Genomic DNA, 20578 nt, shown 5'->3' with positions numbered 1-20578 from the left:
CTGAGTTGTAACAGAAGGATTGAAAAAGTTTTCTACACTCAGTCAAAACTTTCCAAGTTCTTGACAAATGCAATCTATAGTCAAACTACAAATACAGATTGAAACATATAGGATTTATGAATAACTCAACAAAAATCATTCTTGTCGGCTCTTTGCTTAGTACTTTAGGTATCGGTGGTTTAGCAAAAGCTATCTCTACAAATCAATCCCAGTTACCTGTTGTAATCATACCGCAGCATCACAGTAGCACTCAAATGACTATTAGTAAGGATAAAGATGTGAAAATCGATGAAAACAGAGAACAGTCAGACGCAACTAACGATGATGATACTGAGGTAAATGATGATAAAGTACCAAGTTCTCTGGGTCAAGTGGGTGAATATGGTGAAAGCATCTACGATATGGCTAAAGCCAATGATTGGACAAAAGCCACAGCTAATCTTACCTTGCTTGAAAATGCAGCAAAAAGTCTACATACCGAAATCAAGGGTGAGAATAAAACACAATTAGCACAGTTGGATTCTAAAATAGCAGCACTCAAAGGTACTGTCACCGCTAAAAATCGCATATCTGCAATGCGTGATGCTAACCAAGTGACGTTAATCGCTGCCAATATTACCAAGGAATTTGAACCAAAAGTACCAATTGAGATAACGCTACTTGACTACTATGGACGCGAGTTGGAAATTTGGTCAGCAACAGGAAATACAAGCCAGCTGAAAAAAACTGCATCGGAGATGCGCCGCACCTGGAATGCAGTCAGACTAACTATCTTAGCACGTGGAGGAACTGCACAAGTACAGAAATTTGATGGACTTGTTGCTAGTGTTGAGGCGGCGAAATCATCTAAAGATTACGCTCGTCTTACTACCCCTGTACTAGATGAAGTGGATAATCTAGAGAAGGTCTTTAAGTAGTAATATTTAGACTTTCTGGTACTTGAGTATGCTCAATGCTTGAGGTATTGGTACTCACAAAAACAAGCTCCAGATACACAAATTAGTTGACTATTACATTGGCAACTAATTATAGATAGCATTGGGCTACTTTTGGAACTTTTTGGATTCGGACTGCTGTAATTACTGAACGTTTAGTTACAGCAAAGTACTAATATATTTTGGTAAACCAACGACCAAAAACTCTAACCAACGTGCAAAAAAACCTTTACTCAAATATCGCCACTGTTTCTAAGGGGTGAGAAATCACTAAGATAATTTCCACTGGAGATTTTTGATCATGCGTTCATTTCGCAAGTACCACCGCACTCTGGCGATTATTCTAGCTTTACCCCTTTTTGTAACATTATTAACTGGTATCGCAGCTACACTGGTGGGTGAGTGGTCAGCTAATATTGGAGTTCCGCGTAGTCTTTTGCTTTCGATTCATCGCGGTGAAATCTTTGGTTTACAAGGAATTTACCCAATTTTGAATGGATTGGGGCTTTTAGGGTTGTTAGTGACTGGGTTAAGTATGACTAGTTTGTTTGGTAGGAAAAAGTCAAAACCTAAGCAGGATTAGAGAAGGTGTAGGTTTACTCAAGAGCGATCGCAGTAGTATATTATGTTTTCGTAAGTTTTCGTAAGATATATGGAGGCAACAATGAGCAACCTAAGAGGTTGTTTTAAAAGTGATTTGTTGTGATTTTAAGCACCTCTCATACTGCTTGGGAGATGGTAACTGCACGTCAGCGACTAACTAGCCAAGAACATAAAGAAGCAATAGATAAAGAAGATATATCTTTTACGCCAATGGCTGTACCAATGGTTAGTGGCCCGGGAGCGATTGGAGTTGTGATTGGACTTTCGACTAGAGCTAGTCAATGGGTTGATTATTTGGGTTGTTTAATTGGAATAGCTCTACTGGGAATTCTACTTTACCTATGTCTTGCTTTAGGGGAGCCATTAATAGAAAAATTAGGGTCAACTGGTATGGGAGCGTTGAATCGGATACTAGGGTTTTTAATTTTAGCGATCGCAGTTCAGTTAATTGCTGAGGGTACAGTGGATATATTTAAATCTACAGTACCCAATCTACTGCGGTAAGTAATTTTGAGACACCAAATTCCAGAATGCTAAAGTCTTAAAGGAGAGCATAAGCAGCAGCTGAGCAATGTTAGACGATAACCCTAGTTCAAGACGCTCATTCGTTTTTTTAACCGACTTGCTGAACGATTTGCAGAAGCTAGACTGAAACTTGATGTAGTACTGATATGGGCAGCAATTTCAGGGCTTTGTATTGGATTGATTGCCACCTTTTTGCGGCATAGCGTCAATTTTCTGATTCTTCAACGCAGTTTAATCGCACAGGCGGTTACAGGCTATCCTGTGCTTGCTTGGTTCATTCCTAGTCTGATTTCAGGCGGGATGGTTTCTCTAAGCTTTTGGTTCATGCGTCGATTTGCCCCAGAAACCTCTGGAAGCGGTATTCCACAAGTGGAGGGAGCGTTAGATGGCGTTTCTACCTTTCGCGCTTTTAGGGTACTCCCGGTCAAATTATTTGGTGGCATCTTGTCAATGGGTGCTGGCATGGTGGCAGGATTTGAAGGCCCAACGATTCAGATGGGCAGTGCGATCGCCAAGATAGTCGGCAGTTTGGCAAAAACGTCTCAGGAAAATCTCAGGATTTTGATTGCGGCAGGTGCAGGTGCTGGATTAACAGCGGCATTCAATGCTCCGATCGCGGGTATTTTATTCATTACAGAAGAAGTTCGCCCTCGATTTGAATCTTGGACATTGGCTTACCGTTCAGTAATGGTGGCTTGTGTCACCGCAACCCTCACAACCCGATACTTTAATGGCCAAAACGCATTCCTCAAAATTACCCAGTTTGATCGCGTCCCGTTAATCGATCTGTGGATGTTTGCAATGCTGGGGGTTGGGTTAGGTTTGTTGGGCTATGGCTTCAACTTTTGTTTATTTCGTGCCCTCGATTGGTTTGGTCAACTACAGGGAATTCCCCATCGCTTGATGGGTTGGTGGGTTGGCGCGGCGATCGGTTTGTTGGCATGGCTCAGTCCTTTGATTGCTGGAAGTGATTATCAGGTGCTGACTGGTAGCGGTGAAGGAGCAATTTTCTGGAGCTTTAACCAGGAACCGTCTCAATCTTTACTGATATTCGCGTTAGTGATGCGATTTGTCCTGGTTATGTTTTGCTACGGATCGGGGGCCATCGGCGGTATCTTTGCACCAATGTTGTCGATCTCTACATTGTTCAGTTTGTTAGTTGCTAGAGAATTTAACAGTTGGTTTCCAGGACAAATTCCTCAACCTGCTGTGTTTGCAGTCGCAGGGATGGGCGGATTAGTCGCTGCGACTGTAAGAGCACCTCTAACGGCGATGATGCTGACGATGGAGTTTACAGATAACTACTTTGTGGTCCTACCACTGTTGATGACTTGCCTATTTGCCTCAATGACGGCTCACTTGTTAGGCGGAGAGCCAGTTTATAGTGTGTTGCTCAAACGAGCTTGTGATAAATTGCAAGGAAAACCTCAAACAGACTTTGTTTAACCTGCAACCATTAGACATCTGCGAAAAAGAATATAAAAGCCTTGTGCAGTCAGAGTCGATACCTGATTTCTGGAGATGTCTATTACCCAAACAAAAAATACACCAAACCTACTTATCTAATCTGTGCAGACTTTGCCTCACTAATCCTTCTATTCAAAAGATTTATGCTAGTGTAAGCAACAAGCAAACTCAGCAACTCTAAATTAATAGATGCAATAAATGTAGCGCCTCTAAAACTGTTAAATATATCCCACAAAGCATGGAGTAAAACAGCTGTTAAAAAAGCTCCTAATACTTGCCAATTTAATACCGCACGTCCTGCTTTCTCTCGTTCTCTCCATAGTACAGCGCAGACCAGCCCAGTCCAAGCTGCGTGTCCAGCAGGAGATAACAGTCCGCGAGCAAATAAGACCCCATCAAGGACAAGTAGATTCCCCTGCGATCGCAAAAGTGTAACGAAGGCATAACCCATCGTTTCCAGTGCAGCAAAACCCATTGCAGAAGCAGTTCCTAAAAGTATTCCCGTTGCCTCAGAACGCAGGCGACCTTTAAGATAAAATCCTAAAGGGAAAATTAACTTAGCACTTTCCTCAATTAATCCTACGCCAAGCATTGGTAGAAACCCCAGTGTTTCTAGAACATTGTACTCAAGGGTTCCTGCTACAAGTGTTCCTACTGCTCCCCCCACAGAAAACAGATAGCCATTGCAGGAAAAGACACTTCCCAATTTGGTAGAGTTTCGTAGAGGTAAGTTACAAAAGTAATAGGTATTAAAAAAGACCCAAGTAAAATGACGCTAGGGACAAAGTTGAGGTTGTTGGTTGCTATGAGCGTTTTTTCCATTGCGTATAGCAGAACAAGCCCGCCAATGAATATTTGAAACCATTTGCGTCTAATAAAACCCATATTAAAACGATCAATATTTTGACAACTTAAACAATACTAATTAAATCAGATATAGTGATAGATAAGTATATCGACATAATTTTATTTACTTAATTACACTAGCAATCTCCGTATAACCAAAGTAAAGTGCTAAGACAATTAAAAAAGTGCTGTACAAGCGACTCAACATCAGACCTAGCAAATGCAGGGCAAGTTTACTTCCCAAATAGGTAGATGGAAAAACTCCCACAGCTAGCCAACCAGTCAACTCCCAGTCAATATGTCCCAAGAAAGCATGAATGATTGTTGAAGGGATTGCCATGAGTGTAACAGTTGCAAGGGAGGTTGCTAAGGCTGCTCGTAACCCCAACCCAATACCCAATTGATAAAGAGGGACTAACAAAAGTCCGCCACCATTGGCAAGCAAGCCATTGATTAATCCCAACAAAGGCGACCAATAGGGAATGATTCTTTCATGCAACTGTGCTTTCGTTTCAGGTAAGCTGCGATTTCGGAGTCCACTTAAACCGTAAACTCCTACGGACAGGATAAACCCTGCTGTTAAAAGCATCAGGATTGTCCCTGGAAGAAATTCAGTAATCCAGGCTCCGAGTAAGACACCAGGGAAGCCCCAAAGACTAGTTAATAAGGCAATACGCCAGTAAATGAGGTGTTCCTTTCGATAGGCGATCGCGCCTCCGATTGCACTCGGTAATGTAAGTGGAAGCGGACTAGCCAGAGCGATTAAGGCTGGTAGCCCTAACAGCCGTAGAATGGGCGTACCAATTGAACTCCCGCCTAAACCAAACAACCCAGAACAAAAACCCATGCCGACTCCAACCAATATTTCTAAAAACCAAGGAAGTGAAGTCATGTTAAATAAAATACGGCATTTGTATAAGCTTGGGGAACAACTAAGTAAAAATATTAAGTGCCAGATCAAAAATTATGTTGACTTTCATTCCTCCAAATGGATACTTAGACTTTTACTGTATTAGTTCAAAAATTACAGCTTAATTCGAGTGGGTGTAAAATTCTTCATTTCTTTGACACAACCTCTACACATTGGGACTCTAAATTAAAAACATCTGTTTTAATTTACTTGTATCACGAAAACTACCCAAAAATCTTTCTAAGTTCTTTACTTTTACTATCTATACTGAAGCTACAAAACAATATAACAGGTATGAGACATTACGAATACCATCAACCACGATTCTCAAAATAACTCTGATTTCGGAACGTTACAAATACTGTCGCTTGTACAGACAGGACAAAAAAATAATGCAACTCTTTTGTGTTTGTGTGAATGATGCTGTCGAAAACCTATTTTTCTTGAATTAATACTATGTCTAATCTTCATCAACAAAAAAAAGCAAAAACAGAAAATATCTTTATTGAAACAATTAAAACAATTGGTTTAAGCTTGGTTCTTGCTTTTGGTGTTCGCACCTTTGTTGCTGAAGCCCGTTATATACCCTCTGGCTCAATGGAACCAACGCTCCAGATTAATGACCGCTTAATTATTGATAAAGTTAGCTATGACTTTATCTCACCTCAAAGAGGTGATATTGTTGTTTTTAATCCAACAAAAAAACTACGTTCTGAAAACTATCATGAAGCTTTTATTAAACGTGTAATTGGCTTGCCAGAGGAAACAATTGAAGTTAAGAATGGACTAGTTTATATTAATGGTTCGCCTTTAAAAGAGAATTATCTTGAAGCTAAACCAGACTATCAATGGGGGCCTGTAATTGTACCAAATAATTCTTATCTAGTTCTTGGAGACAATCGCAATAACAGTTATGACAGTCACTATTGGGGTTTTGTTCCCCGCAATAAAATCATAGGTCGAGCCATTGTGCGCTTTTATCCCTTCAACCGAATTGGATTTGTCAATTAAACTGTTTATTGAATAAAATTCATTATTTCATTCTAATTTCATTTCTTGATGCCATACTAACTACACAGAGTCACAAATTATTTACTCCAAGTCAATCAGTATTTACGAAGGTTCAAAAAACTATGAAAAATATATCTCATCCATCTATAGAAGTAAGCGATAAAAATGAAAAATCCTTATCCAATGCTGATAGTGTGCATACTTATCTGCACGAAATCGGACGTATTCCTTTGTTAACTCATGAACAAGAAATTGATTTGGGTAAGCAAGTTAAACAAATGATGAACTTACTCGTCGCCAAAGAAAAATTAGCTATTCAATTAAAGCGTCAACCTACACAACAAGAATGGGCTGAAAAAGTTGATATTAGTGAAGAATTACTAGTGCAGCAACTACGCCAAGGATATCAAGCCAAGCAAAAAATGATTAAGGCTAATCTACGACTTGTAGTGTCTATTGCTAAGAAATACCAAAGACGTAATCTAGAATTTCTCGACTTAATTCAGGAAGGAAGTTTAGGTTTAGAGCGAGGAGTTGAAAAATTTGATCCTAGCAGAGGGTACAAGTTTTCAACTTATGCTTATTGGTGGGTTCGTCAGGCAATTACACGAGCGATCGCTCAACAAGGACGCGCCATCCGTTTACCTATTCATATTACAGAAAAACTGAATAAAATCAAACGAACCCAACGAGAACTAGCTCAAAAATTAGGTCGTACTCCTACAGCAGCTGATATTGCTGAAGAACTATCTTTAGACCCCAAACAAGTTCGAGAATATTTACTCATAGCACGTCAACCTGTCTCTCTGGAATTACGAGTTGGCGCAGAACGAGAGACGGAATTACAAGATATGTTGGAAGATGAAGGAGTTTCTCCTGAATTTTACACCGATCAAAAGTTTCTCCAACAAAATATTCAAAATTTATTGTCAAAACTAACTCCCCAACAACGGGAAATATTAACTTTACGTTTCGGTTTAGTAGATGGAAATGAACTTTCCTTAGCGGAAATTGGTCAACGCATGGGTGTTAGTCGAGAACGAGTAAGACAGGTAGAGCTACAAGCTTTGAGTACCCTACGCAGGTATAAAGAACAGGTGCGTAGTCATCTCGCTAGTTGATGCTGAGAGCATAATACGAGTAGCAACATCAATTTCAGCTAACAAAAAATTCTGTGATACTAGCAAAAGTACATTAATTAGGAATAAGTTTAATCATGACTAATATTTGGCTTTGCATAATTTTGGGATTGATAGCAGGAATTGTTAGTGGCATGACAGGCATTGGTGGTGGAATAATTATCTTACCTGCTTTGATTTTTTTCTTAGGATTCTCTCAGCACCAAGCACAAGGAACAACATTGGCTTTGTTAGTTCCACCAATAGATTTATTAGCAGCATGGACTTATTACAAGCAAGGATATGTAGATATAAAAGTAGCTGCACTTCTCTGTCTAGGATTTATTTTAGGTGGGTGGTTCGGTGCCAAAATAGGAACGAGTTTACCGAATGGGGTTTTAACTAAAATATTCGCCTTGCTACTAATTATGAGTGCTGTTAGAGTTTTATTTGCAACTACTAACGATTCCGTGTAATTAATTATTTCTTAACTTGTTTACCATATAATGCAGGCGTTGCTATTGAGTTTTTCAATAAGCAACGTTTAATTCAGAAGTGAGGGTGCGTTGGCGTGACGCGCCCACCGGAGGTGTTCGCTTGAATGTTTTAGAATTTACCCTACTAGTCTGGATTAGTTCTGCTACCGCAGGCTTTTTGGGAGCGTTGACAGGCTTAGGTGGTGGAGTGGTGCTTGTTCCTCTATTAACTTTGGTTTTTGGTGTTGACATTCGTTACGCAATCGGTGCTTCGCTAGTATCCGTAATTGCAACTTCTTCCGGTGCTGCTTCTGCTTACGTTAAAGAAGGCTACACTAATTTACGCTTGGGAATGTTCTTGGAAGTAGCAACGACATTTGGAGCGATCGCAGGTGCAACCATAGTCGCTTTTGTTTCCACTAGAATACTCGCTGTGGTGTTTGGATTTGTTTTACTTTACAGCGCCCATCTCTCGCGTCAATCCCGTCCTGAACACTCAGCTGATACTCCACCTGATCGTTTAGCAACTCGTTTAAAGCTAAATAGCACTTACCCAACACAGTCAGGTGAACAACCTTACAATGTCCATGCTGTTCCCGTAGGATTTAGTCTGATGTTTGTCGCCGGAGTGCTTTCCGGGTTACTTGGTATTGGTTCTGGCGCACTCAAAGTATTAGCAATGGATCAATTCATGCGGATTCCATTTAAAGTTTCTACTACTACCAGTAATTTTATGATTGGGGTGACAGCAGCAGCCAGCGCGGGTGTGTACCTAAAACGAGGTTACATTGATCCTGGACTAGCAATGCCTGTCATGTTAGGAGTACTTTTAGGCGCATTGTTGGGAGCTAAGGTATTGGTAAAAGCAAGAGTAGGCGTTTTAAGAAATATTTTTAGTTTAGTTATTGTGCTATTGGCAATTCAAATGATTTATAACGGGTTTACTGGGAGAATTTAAAATGTCCCAAAATCGACGCAACTTGAGTGAAAGAAAAGTCGAACTTTTGGTTGGAAATTTGTTAAGATATGGCGTACTTTTAGCTTCATCTGTAGTCTTACTCGGCGGAGCTTTATACCTAATTTATCACGGCAAAGAAACTCCTAATTATCAAATCTTTCACAGTGAACCTCCAGCTTTTCGCTCTCCTGAAGGAGTTGCAACCTCAGTATTATCAGGTCGTCGTCGTGGCATCATTCAACTTGGGCTGTTGTTATTAATTGCGACTCCTGTTGCTAGAGTTGCTTTTTCTCTATTAGCTTTTATGCGTCAGCGAGATATCACCTATATTATTTTGACTTTGATTGTTTTGACTGGGCTGATTGTTAGTTTTATAGGTGGTTAATAAATAATGAACTACTATTGGCATTGTGAGTAATTATAGAAAAGTTTAATTTTAATATTATTTTGAGATAATAACCAAGGAAATTATAGATGAAGTTACGATGGTCAAATATTTTACTAGCAGGTATGGCCATAGTTGCTACCTTGTTGGCAACTGGTTATTGGTATGTGTTCATTGCTGGTGCGCCGCAACTTGATCCTCCGCAGGTAGAAAAAAATACAGGATTGTCCTTTGAGCTAAAGACTTTCAACAGCAAGGCAATGGGAGAAGTGCGACAATATGGCTTAATTCTCCCTCCCGATTATGCCAAGAACCTAAAGAAACGCTATCCAGTAATCTTCCTAATCCACGGGGGACATGGCGATGCTCGTGCTTATCAGGATAAAGCAGCCGTCACCTCCGTGCTACATGACCTTTACAAAAGTGACAAATTACCTTATTCAATAGTCATTACCCCAGATGGCAACGACAAGCGCGGTACAAGTCCGTTTTGGGATTCAGATTACTATGATGGCCCCAATGGTAAAGTTGGCACTTTGATTGGTTCAGAGTTAGTCAAAATTGTGAAATCTCGTTATCGGACGTTGAATGAACCGCAGTTTTGGGCAATGGGAGGACAGTCAAGCGGTGGTTGGGGAGCTTTTAATATTGGTTTACGCCACTTGAATAACTTTAATATTTTCTTTAGTTCTAGCGGCTACTTTACCGATAGCAGTGGTACGGCAAATAGTCCCCAAGATTTTATTGAAAAAATACCAGTGGCAGAACGTAAACGCATTAGAGCATATTTGGATGCTGGAGAACAAGATAAAGAATTTCTTACCTCAACTCAGCAGTTTCATCAAACTCTAGATAAGTTAGGAATTGCAAACGAATTCCATGCTTTTCCTGGCGGTCATGGTATTGTTGGCGCAGATGTTGGCTGGAATTATTGGCACAAACATCTAGCAGACCAACTTACTTATGTGGGAAAGCAATTTAAACAAGCCTCAGCGCAGAAGAATTAATCAATCTGCTTTCTACGTTGGGGTTGTTCTACCGTTTTCAAAAGTTGTTTTTATGTCTTTTTACTCTAAAATTAAGCGTCAGCTGATTGGATCATCCCTACCAACTAGCTCTCATTCTACAGAAAGATTAAGCAATGCGGCTGCATTAGCAGTTCTCTCGTCTGATGCACTTTCCTCTGTTGCCTATGCGACTGAGGAAATTTTAACCGTGCTAGTTTTGACAGGTAGTAGTACGTTAGGCTTATCTCTTCCTATTGCTCTAGCCATTAGTCTGCTGTTAGCGATCGTCACGCTTTCCTATCGGCAAACGATTCGTGCCTATCCTACTGGTGGCGGAGCTTACACGGTAGCAAGTGAAAACTTGGGTCTTTTCCCTGGTTTAGTTGCTGCTGCCTCCTTACTAATAGATTATGTCCTGACGGTAACGGTAAGTGTTGCAGCTGGGATTGCTGCTCTCATCTCTGCTTTCCCTCTTTTGCAAGGCTTCACTGTTGAGCTTTGCGTGATTTCTATTTTTTTATTAATGTTAGCTAACTTACGAGGCTTGCGAGAATCAGGCAATTTATTTATGGCTCCCACTTATGCTTTTATTATTTGCATATTTATCCTACTAATTTTAGGTATTTATCATCAAGTTACAACATTAATTCCTCAAACTTATCCAGTAATTCCAGTAAAAGAACCTTTGAGTTTGTTTTTGATTTTACGAGCATTTGCAGCAGGTTGTACAGCAATGACGGGGGTGGAAGCTATCTCTAATGGAGTGCTGGCCTTTAAACAACCAGAGTGGAAAAATGCTCGTATGACAATGTTATACATGAGTATGATTTTAGGGACAATGTTTTTAGGTATTACTTACCTTGCCCATGCTTATCATGTTGTTCCAGAATCTAATCAAACTGTAGTTTCTTTGCTAGGTCGTCAAATCTTTGGTGGCGGAATACTATATTATTTTTTGCAGTTTACGACATTATTAATCTTGCTACTAGCTGCAAATACCAGTTATGCGGATTTTCCGCGACTTGCCTCACTGTTAGCCAGAGATAGTTTTCTACCTCGGCAGTTGTTACTGTTGGGCGATCGCCTGGTGTATTCTAACGGTATTATTTTACTGAGTGTTTTAGCTGCTATTCTCATCATTATTTTCCAAGGCGAAGTCAGCGCGATTATTCCTCTGTATGCTGTTGGGGTGTTTACCTCTTTTACCCTCTCGCAAGCCGGAATGGTACGTCATTGGTTTAAGGAACAAACTTCAGGTTGGGGTACTAGTGCAACCATCAATGGTATGGGGGCGATCGCTACCTTTATTGTTGCTATTGTGATTATTGTGACAAAATTCCAAGCAGGAGCTTGGGTTGTAGTTCTGGCTATTCCCCTAGTTGTCAGTTTATTTCTCTTAATTCACCGTCACTATCGATATGTAGCTAATCGTCTCAGTATTGAAGGAATTCAAATTAGAAATTATCCAACCAGATTAAAAGCAGAAACTATTACCCATCCTGCTGTCGTCCTTGTTGGGCAACTGCACAAAGGTACTGTAAAAGCTCTTGATTACGCCCGCAGCATGGCTGATGAAATTGTCGCAGTTCACGTTGATATTGGTTTTACAGATCGAGAACAACTTCAGCAACAGTGGCAGCAGTTAGAGTCGGATATTCCTTTAGTAATTTTAGACTCTCCTTACCGCTCAATAGTCACTCCCCTGGCTGAATTTGTAAGTGAATATGAAACACAACACCCAAATGTATTTACTACCGTCATCATACCCGTTTTTGTTACACGTCATTGGTGGGAAGATTTGCTGCACAACCAAACATCTTTGTTTTTACGCAGAGCTTTACGCAATAAACACAGTAGCGTAGTTACAAGTGTTAGGTATTATTTGTAACAGATAGGAGAGGTTGAAAACAATCCGAAAATTATAATAATTAGTTTGACTTTATAATACGATTTCCATCAATTGCTACAACACCCTTCCTTCTCGTGGTAGATGAGTTAAGGGCAGGATGCTTCTACTATAAATTATATATTAAGTATGTATAAGCCAAAACAGAATAAGTTGTTAATGACAGTAAATTACTGTTCTTGACTTTAAAGATGAATCGAAAACGCCTTTCTCAAATTAGTTTATCTGGTTTTGGCTTGTTGTTGTTTGCTTTATCTCTTTGGACAATCAACAACGAACTGCGGCAGCATAACCTTAGTGATGTTCTTCGTAGTTTGACAGAAATTCCCTCAAATAGCTTGTTTATAGCCATTGGATGCTCAATCGGAGGCTATCTAGTACTCACTAGTTATGATTTTCTAGCCTTCCGCCATATCCGTCGTTCGCTTCCTCCTAGTGCAATTATTTTTACAGCTTTTATCAGCCATGCTGTCAGTAATTCTGTTGGCTTTGCTCTTTTAACAGGTGGTGCTATCCGCTACCGTCTTTATTCAAATTGGGGGGTATCAGTAGGAGCGATCGCTCAAGTAATTGCCTTCGAGAACCTGAGTTTCTGGTTAGGACTATTCGCCGTAAGTGGGATAATATTTCTCCTTGAACCACTCACCATTCCTACCTTACTAAATTTACCCTTTGTCTCTGTTCATCCAATTGGAGTTATTTTTTTACTCCTTGTCGGAGCATATTTACTGGGAAGTTATTTTTACCATCAAACCTTGAGTATTCGTGGACAGACATTTTCTTTCCCTTCCTTTCGACTTTCCTTAAAGCAAATAGGAATTTCTTTAGTGGATTGGGGATTGGCGATCGCTGTTCTCTATCTTCTGTTACCCCCAAGTATTCCTTTGTCCTATTTCGGCTTTGCTGGTATCTACTTATTAGCAATGATTGCAGGCATTGTTAGCAATGTTCCTGGAGGCTTAGGAGTGTTTGAAACCGTAATACTTTTGCTACTGCCATCAGAAGTAACAGCCCCAGCAGCTTTGGGTTCGCTAATAGCTTACCGAGGAGTTTACTACATCCTGCCCTTGATAGTTGCAGTGGTGTTGCTGGGTTTGTATGAAATTAATCAACGGCTAAAAGCGCGTTCCTAGCTTAATTTATGTTTAACCCAACTTGAAATTAAACTTGCTCCACGACACAATCAAATAGTTAAGCAAAGTGAGGAAAAGCAATTGCTAAATAAACGTCAACGGATTGGATTGTGGACAGCCTCTATTTTAACCGCTATGGTAGGGGTTGTTAATTTGATATCTGCGGTTACTCCTAATTCACCTAGACGCACAGAATTAATAGAGCAATTTGTCCCTTTTGATATCCGTGCAGGTGGACATTTTTTTGCAGCCATTTCTGGATTTATATTGTTAACTCTGGCAGCTAATTTATTACGACGTAAGCGAGTAGCTTGGTTACTAACAGTTGGGTTGTTAATTGTAACTATTATTAGCCATTTAATCAAAGGATTAGACTATGAAGAAAGTTTGTTAGCTGGAGTTTTACTAGCTCAACTTATTTTAATGCGTAATGTTTTTACAGCGCAATCAGATCGTCCTTCTATTACTCAAGGAATTCGAGTTTTAATTGGTGCATTGCTGTTTACATTAGCTTACGGCACTGTAGGTTTCTTTCTACTAGATAGGCAATATACGGTTAATTTTGACTTACCACAAGCGTTGCTGCAAACTTTGGCAATGTTTTTCACAGCTGATAATGCAGGGTTAGAACCTACAACCCGATTTGGACAGTTTTTCGCTGATTCAATATATTTCGTAGGTGCTTCTACATTAGCTTATGCTTTATTCATGCTCTTGCGTCCGGTATTATTAAGAAATCATACTTTAGAAGTCGAAAGAAAACGAGCAAAAGAAATTGTAGAACAATATGGAAAATCTTCTCTAGCAAGATTCACTCTCTTTGATGATAAAACTTATTATTTCAGTCCTTCTGGAAAAAGCTTCATTGGTTATGTAGCAAAAGGTAGAGGTGCAATAGCTTTGGGCGACCCCATTGGCCCTCTTGAAGAAAGACAAGAAGTAATTGTTGGGTTTCAGCTATTTTGTGAGAAAAATGACTGGTATCCCGCATTTTATCAAACTTTACCAGATGATTTAGATATATATAAATCTTTGGGCTACCGTACTGTTCAAATTGGTGAGGAGGCAATTGTTGACTTACATAGCTTCACCCTTCAAGGCAAAGCTAACCAAAACTTAAGAAATGCTCTTAATCGGCTGACTAAATCGGGTCATCAAGTTAAATTTTATCAACCACCCATTGCAGATGAATTATTAAAAGAATTGAGGTCAGTAAGTGACGAATGGCTTAAAATGATGCAGGGAGCAGAGAAAAAGTTTTCTGTTGGTTGGTTTGATTATGACTACTTGCGTGAATGCGAAATTGTGGTTGTATATACTCCAGAAGGAACAATTAGTGCCTTTGCAAATGTGGTATCGGAGTATCAGAAAAATGAAATTACTATCGACTTGATGCGACGACGTACAGAAATTGAGAAAGGGACAATGGAATTTTTATTTGTCTCAATGTTTCAGCATTTCCAGAAACTCAAATATGACGGTTTCAATTTAGGATTATCTGCACTTTCTGGAGTTGGAGGAACACAAGATTCTCCCGCTTTGGAGAAAGCATTAAAATATCTCTACGAACACTTAAATAAGTTTTATAACTTTAAAGGTTTGCATACATTTAAGGATAAGTTTAGTCCTCGTTGGGAACCTCGTTACCTAGTATATCCCAATTTAGTTGCACTACCCGATATAGTGGTAGCTCTGGTAAGGGCAGATTCAGGGGATAGATTACTAGATTACTTTAAACCAGGTGCTTAGGAGCCTAGTTTGAGCAAAATAACTCAATTTTTGATTCAAAATGCCTTTTCAAGTTCTTAACTATTATTTTGTAAGCTATAAGTCCATAACAGATTTAGATATAACTCAATGATACGAAAAATTTCTACCTTTTGGTTACGCCATATATATCCTCGTTTAGCTCCTTTAATTGCCACGATTGGTGTAGTTGGACTTTTGAATGACCAGCTTTTTTATGGTGTAAAACGCTGGAATTTGTATGTGGATAATTTATTTATTTTCTGGTTACTTGATTGTTCAAATTCTCATCAGCCCATTTTTTTATGTAGTTTATTCATGCTACTTATTGAAGTGCGGAATATGGGATTATCATGCCCGATTAATTGCTTACGATATCAAGCTTGGGCATTGAGGAGCTAGTGAGGTGGACTCCTTTCCCGGCATAAAGCAGTCACTGCTTGGGGGTTCCAACAATTATAGCACATGACGTCACCTGGCGTTATTGGGCATAGTGAAAAAATAACCAATGATCACCAATTACCAATTACCGACCCCAAGGGATAATATAACTGTTTAAGCGGAATCATATCAGTCTATCTTGTGGATTTGGTGTCCCTACGTCTGGGAAACCAATCATCAAGAACGGCGTATACGACTGGGACAACAATTAAACTCAAGATGGTGGAACTTACCAACCCACCAGCAATAGCAACAGCCATAGGCGATCGCAATTCCGAACCTGCTCCCAAACCCAAGGCGATCGGAAGCATACCTAAAATTGTTGAGACAGTTGTCATCATAATCGGGCGCAGACGTATCGGCCCGGCTTGGAGAATAGCCTCTTTCTGGCTTAAGCCGCCATCTCGTAACTGATTAATACAATCTACAATCAGAATCGCATTTTTGTTAGCCAGCCCTAGCAAAAACACAAAGCCAATCAGCGAAATCATGCCAAAGTCACTTTTAGTAACTACCAGCGCCAACATTGCCCCTACTAGTGCTAAAGGCAAAGAAATACAAATCACCACCGGATCTACCCAACTGCGGAACAGGGCAATGAGTACAACAATAATACACAATACCGATAACGCCAGAGTAATGCCGAAACTGGCGAAAACTTCACCACTGCGTTCAGAGTCACCTCCTAAATTCAAAGTCACACCAGTAGGTATCACAGCCTGAGCTTCAGATACTAATTTATCAGTAGCATCACCTAGAGGTAAATTCTGACCGAGATTGGCGCTAATATAGGCAACCCGTTGATTATTCAAACGTTCGATTTGCGAGACTTGATCTTGGGCATTTGTTGTACCTTTGACTGTAACATCAGCAAACCCCGGCAATTTTTGCAGACGTTCTTTGATTGTCTCGGCGGTTTGACTGAGGGTGTTGAGGTCATTACCCTGTAATGCTACTTCTAAAGGTTTTTGCGCGCCAGAATCAACAAACTGGATGTCTTCAACACTAATACTTACACCCTCAAGTTTAGGCAAAGAGGCACGAAACTGATCTTGTAACTCTGAAGTTTTGATGTTGCGATCGCTTTTAAGTTTGACGTAAAGTTTGCCTTTATTCGGTTCTCCCTCACGCGTACCTGCAACAGTAAATACTGTTTCGACTGTCGGTGATTTTCTCACTACCTCTTCCAGTTTCTTACCTACCTCAGCAGAGTTATTCAAGATAGTTGTGATTGGAGATTCAGCAGGGAAAACAGATGAGACAGAATCAGAAACAGGTAGACTTGGGGATGGAGAAAATTCCGGAACAAAATTTATAGTGTCCTCTGCTCCCTGTCCTAACTCCGAAAAATTCGGTAAAGCAGTCGTATAAACTATATTAAATTCCCCTCGGTCTAACTTCGGTATAAACCCTTTGGGAACTAGTGGAATCAAAGCTATACCCGCTACAAAGCTCAGCACAGCTAAACCGGTGACTATGGCACGATGATTCAGAGACCAACCCAGCAAATTCTGGTAATATTGGGTAAAATTTGACCATCTGCTTCCTTGGCGACGTCCATAACCTGGAGGCTTGGGTTTGAGCCAGTAAATAGCTAAAACTGGCGATAAAGTCCGGGCGACTAGCAAAGAAGCTAGCATTGCAGCCGACACAGTAATGCCAAAAGGTTTAAAAAATTGACCAATGACTCCACCCATCAAGCCTATAGGTAGAAACACGGCGACTGCTGTAAAAGTTGCTGCTGTGACTGTCAGCCCAATCTCATCAGTAGCTAAAAAGGCAGCTTGTCGGGGGTGTTCTCCATCCTCGATGTGCCGCATAATATTTTCGACATCAACGATCGCATCATCAACAATACTGCCAATTACTAAAGCGAGAGCCAATAGTGTAATTGTCTCGAGGTTAAAGCCAAACCAGGCCATGACAATAAAAGTTGCTAACAAAGATATCGGAATCGCCAGTGCAGAAATTGCAGTCGCTCGCCAATCCCACAAAAACGGAAAAATCACGATTACCGCCAAAATTATGGCTTCAATTAAAGCATCAATAGTAGCATCAGTGGCTTTACGGATATACTCTGCTTGCGTAGCAGCTAGGGTGAGTTGAACATCACCCAACGTAGAACGTAGTTGTTGCACCTGGTTCTCTACCCGAGAAACCACTTCTAAAGTGTTCGCATCACCACGTTTAATTACCTGAACAGCCAGCGCATCTTTACCATTGAATCTGACTAATGTTGCTCCTTGTTGGGTAGCAGCAGCGCCCAATAAATCTACTCTTAACACTCCTGGCTGTTTGGCGATCGTAGGTATAATTTGCTCGTTAGTTAACTTTGTCAGTTCTGTTAAATTTCGCGACTGACTCTCAATGGCGTAACTAACAGCAGCAGACTCATTCAATCTAATCGGAATAATCTTAAAAGAGGAACCCTCAGGTAGAGATGCTTGTTTGAGTTCTGTTTCTACCTTTGCCGTGGACTTTTCTAGGTTAGTACCAACAAAAAAAGACAAACTCACAACTGCTTGTCCAGGATATGTAGAAGAGCGGATTTTATCAAGCCCTTCTAAAGAATTGAGGCGCTGTTCTATGGGTTGAGTGAGCTTTGCTTCCGTATCTAAAGCTGTCGAAAGTGGAGCTGTAGCATTTACCACTACTACAGGAAAAGTAATATCTGGAAACAAAGCATACTTGAGGGAACTAAAAGCAAGTATTCCCACTATCATCACAGCTAACCAAAAACTCACCGTCAGTTGGGGATGCTGAATCGCTAATTTAGAAATATTGAAGCGCTCACGGAGAGACTTAGAGTGATGAGGCTTTATCATCATGAATGAGATTTTTGCTGACTGCTGATCTTAAGTTTAATCACACAGGCATACAATTAGACGTTATATCAAATCTGTTGGCATCGAAAATAATATATTTTTTAACGCGGAGGAACGCAAAGGTAAACGCGGAAGAACGCAGAGTTTTTGGACTCACTCTGCGTCCCTTTGCGCTGACTCCGCGCTCCTTTGCGTTTAAAAATAAAAACGCTACGATTTTACGCAGCCATACTAAAAAAGCAAAATTCCTCTTTTGTTGCCCCTAGTTTCCTATTTTTATAAAAGTGTTCCATTCAACAACTATCCAAGCAATTTTAGTCTGTCAAGGTGCGGAGTACCAAGCTGCGTGCCGAGGCTTAAGCCGCATCACTGGCTCTACACCGTCTGTAATACCCATACCTATGGGAGGAGAGGCTGTAATCACATATTTGCAAAAAAGTCAAGAGTTAAAAAATATCCTGAATCATCCCCAACCAAGAGTATTGGTAATGGGTTTGTGTGGCAGTCTCCAACCCCAGTATAAAGTAGGGGACGTTGTGGTGTACGCAGATTGCATTTATCAGGAAAATACTGGTAATACTTTAGTGTATGAGTGTGATGCAACTTTGACAGGATGTTTGCAGCAGTGTCTCCCTCAGGCTGCTGTTGTCAAAGCATTAACAAGCGATCGCATGATTTGGTCGAGTATAGAAAAACGCAAGCTTGGTCAAAGCTTAGCAGCTGATGTTGTGGACATGGAAGGATATGCCGTGGTGAAATTTTTCCACTCAACTGGGGTAACAGTGGGAATGGTACGGGTTGTAAGTGATGGATGCGATCGCAATTTACCAAACCTCAATTCCACACTGAATTCTGATGGTTCCCTTCAGCCTTTATCTTTGGCTATAGCTATGCTAAAACAACCCATTGCTGCAACCAGACTTATTCGAGGTGCTTTGCAGGGACTGAAAGTATTAGAGGAGGTGACAACTGGTTTGTTTCAAACCTGATGAAAATTAAAGCTATGACCAATATTTTTGATCAATCGACCACCGATACGCACCGATAAACACCGATGTAGAAGTTAATAGTGGTCTATCGCATTAATTATGAGATTTAATTGCGTTTGTAGTGAGGACTTTAGTTCTCTAATATTGAAGCACGCTTCCTGCTGACTACAAACCTCTCAAAGCTTTTGCGATAGACCAATAGTTTTAACTATTAGCCTCTAGTTGATTCTTCTGGGATGATATCTATTACTAGCTTGCGATTGTTACGCAAAATAGTCAGTTGCGATCGCACTCCGACACTTTCTGGTGTTAAAAACTTCTGCAAGTCTTCAATTCCACCCAGCGGTAAATTATTAAAACCAACGATCACATCCCCTTGCAGTAAACCAGCTTTTTTAGCCGGACTGTTTGGTTCAACGTGCATAACAAAAATGCCTGTATCCACAGCCAATTCGTTGAATAACATGATGCGGCGGGAAATTTGCACATTTTGTCCACCAATACCAATGTAACCACGTCGAACTTGACCATACCTCATTAAAGTCGGGATGACTATTTTGGCTGTGTTGATAGGTACGGCAAAACAAATCCCTTGTGCTGCCATCACAATAGCAGTATTTATACCAATCACTTCAGCGTGGGATGTAACTAACGGCCCGCCTGAATTACCAGGATTTAAAGCAGCGTCAGTTTGGATAATATTTTCAATCAGCTTACCAGATCGGGATTGGAAAGAACGTCCTAGCGCGCTAATCACTCCAGTTGTGACAGTAGTCTGGAAACCGTAGGGATGACCGATCGCGATCGCCAACTGACCGACTTTCAATGCTTGAGAATCACCAAAACGCGCAGCTACTAAATTGGGCGCATAAATTCTAATCACAGCCAAATCCGTATCAGGATCATCCCCAATCATTTCAGCATCGTAACTGCGACCGTCAGACAGTGTTACCTGAATTTTTGATGCACCGTGTATGACATGACTGTTAGTGAGAATGTAGCCATCTTGAGTGAAAATAAATCCAGAACCATTACCACGTACCTCTTGTGTAAACGGTTGATAACTGCGGCTACGTCCCGTCAGCCATTTTTTTACATCAATATTAACAACCGTAGGACTAACTTTTTCCACTACATTGATGACAGCCTGGGAATAAGCATCAAGAAGTTGTTCATCAGCTTTTGGGTTGTTTTGTGGCGATCGCGAATTATCGGGAGCAAAATTATCGTTTGATACCCATCCCAAATTTCTGAACATAATTTGTCAATCCTATATCAGTTATCAGTTATCAGTTAA

The 20578-nt window shown here is 40.4% G+C and carries 18 protein-coding genes; 14 read left to right on the top strand and 4 right to left on the bottom strand.

Annotated elements, in window-relative coordinates:
- Positions 1–116: 116 nt before the first annotated feature.
- The 4 genes from NIES592_RS05205 to clcA all read left to right on the top strand — a co-directional run bounded on the left by NIES592_RS05205 (position 117) and on the right by clcA (position 3509).
- On the top strand, positions 117–917 hold the full coding sequence (locus NIES592_RS05205; protein ID WP_073555117.1) for a hypothetical protein: 801 nt from the start codon (positions 117–119) through the stop codon (positions 915–917).
- Positions 918–1236: 319 nt separating this feature from the next.
- Positions 1237–1518 (top strand): hypothetical protein, encoded by a 282-nt coding sequence (locus NIES592_RS05200; protein ID WP_062243141.1) that lies wholly within the window; start codon positions 1237–1239, stop codon positions 1516–1518.
- 119 nt (positions 1519–1637) lie between these two features.
- Entirely contained in the window at positions 1638–2042 is a 405-nt protein-coding gene (locus NIES592_RS05195) for a MarC family protein (protein ID WP_218600589.1), read from the top strand.
- A gap of 99 nt (positions 2043–2141) precedes the next feature.
- Complete coding sequence (gene clcA / locus NIES592_RS05190) at positions 2142–3509, top strand: H(+)/Cl(-) exchange transporter ClcA (protein WP_073555116.1); 1368 nt, start codon at positions 2142–2144, stop codon at positions 3507–3509.
- A gap of 112 nt (positions 3510–3621) precedes the next feature.
- Here the strand turns inward: clcA and NIES592_RS05185 are convergent, their stop codons facing one another.
- Complete coding sequence (locus tag NIES592_RS05185; protein WP_256678064.1) at positions 3622–4197, bottom strand: PrsW family intramembrane metalloprotease; 576 nt, start codon at positions 4195–4197, stop codon at positions 3622–3624.
- Positions 4198–4500: 303 nt separating this feature from the next.
- Entirely contained in the window at positions 4501–5268 is a 768-nt protein-coding gene (locus tag NIES592_RS05180) for a sulfite exporter TauE/SafE family protein (protein ID WP_073555115.1), read from the bottom strand.
- Positions 5269–5742: 474 nt separating this feature from the next.
- Here NIES592_RS05180 and lepB point away from each other — a divergent pair, with 474 nt between their 5' ends.
- The 9 genes from lepB to NIES592_RS05135 all read left to right on the top strand — a co-directional run bounded on the left by lepB (position 5743) and on the right by NIES592_RS05135 (position 15029).
- A complete protein-coding gene (lepB, locus tag NIES592_RS05175) occupies positions 5743–6297 on the top strand; it encodes a signal peptidase I (RefSeq protein WP_073555114.1) in 555 nt (184 codons plus the stop codon).
- A gap of 122 nt (positions 6298–6419) precedes the next feature.
- The gene (locus NIES592_RS05170; RefSeq protein WP_073555113.1) at positions 6420–7418 is read left to right on the top strand and encodes an RNA polymerase sigma factor, RpoD/SigA family; all 999 of its coding nucleotides are present in this window, start codon (positions 6420–6422) and stop codon (positions 7416–7418) included.
- 95 nt (positions 7419–7513) lie between these two features.
- Complete coding sequence (locus tag NIES592_RS05165) at positions 7514–7891, top strand: sulfite exporter TauE/SafE family protein (protein ID WP_016870591.1); 378 nt, start codon at positions 7514–7516, stop codon at positions 7889–7891.
- A gap of 121 nt (positions 7892–8012) precedes the next feature.
- Positions 8013–8849: a sulfite exporter TauE/SafE family protein gene (locus NIES592_RS05160; protein ID WP_073555317.1), complete on the top strand. Its 837-nt coding sequence runs from the start codon at positions 8013–8015 to the stop codon at positions 8847–8849.
- Position 8850: 1 nt separating this feature from the next.
- Positions 8851–9234, top strand: coding sequence for a DUF1634 domain-containing protein (locus NIES592_RS05155; protein WP_073555112.1), 384 nt, complete (start codon positions 8851–8853; stop codon positions 9232–9234).
- Between the two features lie 89 nt (positions 9235–9323).
- On the top strand, positions 9324–10241 hold the full coding sequence (locus NIES592_RS05150; protein ID WP_073555111.1) for an alpha/beta hydrolase: 918 nt from the start codon (positions 9324–9326) through the stop codon (positions 10239–10241).
- A gap of 52 nt (positions 10242–10293) precedes the next feature.
- Entirely contained in the window at positions 10294–12129 is a 1836-nt protein-coding gene (locus tag NIES592_RS05145; RefSeq protein ID WP_073555316.1) for an APC family permease, read from the top strand.
- A gap of 209 nt (positions 12130–12338) precedes the next feature.
- Complete coding sequence (locus NIES592_RS05140; protein WP_073555110.1) at positions 12339–13280, top strand: lysylphosphatidylglycerol synthase domain-containing protein; 942 nt, start codon at positions 12339–12341, stop codon at positions 13278–13280.
- Between the two features lie 81 nt (positions 13281–13361).
- Positions 13362–15029 carry a bifunctional lysylphosphatidylglycerol flippase/synthetase MprF gene (locus NIES592_RS05135; protein WP_073555109.1) on the top strand — a complete coding sequence of 556 codons (1668 nt, stop codon included), beginning with the start codon at positions 13362–13364 and terminating at the stop codon, positions 15027–15029.
- Positions 15030–15601: 572 nt separating this feature from the next.
- On the opposite strand, the gene NIES592_RS05125 is transcribed toward NIES592_RS05135, so the two are convergent.
- Positions 15602–18292 (bottom strand): efflux RND transporter permease subunit, encoded by a 2691-nt coding sequence (locus NIES592_RS05125; protein WP_073555315.1) that lies wholly within the window; start codon positions 18290–18292, stop codon positions 15602–15604.
- Between the two features lie 284 nt (positions 18293–18576).
- Between NIES592_RS05125 and NIES592_RS05115 the strand changes: the two genes are divergently transcribed.
- Complete coding sequence (locus tag NIES592_RS05115; protein ID WP_073555106.1) at positions 18577–19281, top strand: 5'-methylthioadenosine/S-adenosylhomocysteine nucleosidase family protein; 705 nt, start codon at positions 18577–18579, stop codon at positions 19279–19281.
- Positions 19282–19492: 211 nt separating this feature from the next.
- Here NIES592_RS05115 and NIES592_RS05110 read toward each other — a convergent pair whose 3' ends face one another.
- The gene (locus NIES592_RS05110) at positions 19493–20539 is read right to left on the bottom strand and encodes a S1C family serine protease (RefSeq protein WP_062243113.1); all 1047 of its coding nucleotides are present in this window, start codon (positions 20537–20539) and stop codon (positions 19493–19495) included.
- Between the last annotated feature and the right edge of the window lie 39 nt (positions 20540–20578).

This window comes from Fischerella major NIES-592, from assembly GCF_001904645.1.
GTDB lineage: Bacteria > Cyanobacteriota > Cyanobacteriia > Cyanobacteriales > Nostocaceae > Fischerella > Fischerella thermalis.
Note: the sequence above shows the minus strand (reverse complement) of the source record. Positions and strands in the feature narration are given on the sequence as shown.

Coding starts and splice junctions, on each gene's coding strand:
- NIES592_RS05180 (WP_073555115.1), bottom strand. CDS start 5,268: ATGACTTCACTTCCTTGGTTTTTAGAAATATTGGTTGGAGTCGGCATG.
- NIES592_RS05140 (WP_073555110.1), top strand. CDS start 12,339: ATGAATCGAAAACGCCTTTCTCAAATTAGTTTATCTGGTTTTGGCTTG.
- lepB (WP_073555114.1), top strand. CDS start 5,743: ATGTCTAATCTTCATCAACAAAAAAAAGCAAAAACAGAAAATATCTTT.
- NIES592_RS05155 (WP_073555112.1), top strand. CDS start 8,851: ATGTCCCAAAATCGACGCAACTTGAGTGAAAGAAAAGTCGAACTTTTG.
- NIES592_RS05205 (WP_073555117.1), top strand. CDS start 117: ATGAATAACTCAACAAAAATCATTCTTGTCGGCTCTTTGCTTAGTACT.
- NIES592_RS05145 (WP_073555316.1), top strand. CDS start 10,294: ATGTCTTTTTACTCTAAAATTAAGCGTCAGCTGATTGGATCATCCCTA.
- NIES592_RS05200 (WP_062243141.1), top strand. CDS start 1,237: ATGCGTTCATTTCGCAAGTACCACCGCACTCTGGCGATTATTCTAGCT.
- NIES592_RS05125 (WP_073555315.1), bottom strand. CDS start 18,292: ATGATAAAGCCTCATCACTCTAAGTCTCTCCGTGAGCGCTTCAATATT.
- NIES592_RS05110 (WP_062243113.1), bottom strand. CDS start 20,539: ATGTTCAGAAATTTGGGATGGGTATCAAACGATAATTTTGCTCCCGAT.
- NIES592_RS05170 (WP_073555113.1), top strand. CDS start 6,420: ATGAAAAATATATCTCATCCATCTATAGAAGTAAGCGATAAAAATGAA.
- NIES592_RS05165 (WP_016870591.1), top strand. CDS start 7,514: ATGACTAATATTTGGCTTTGCATAATTTTGGGATTGATAGCAGGAATT.
- NIES592_RS05150 (WP_073555111.1), top strand. CDS start 9,324: ATGAAGTTACGATGGTCAAATATTTTACTAGCAGGTATGGCCATAGTT.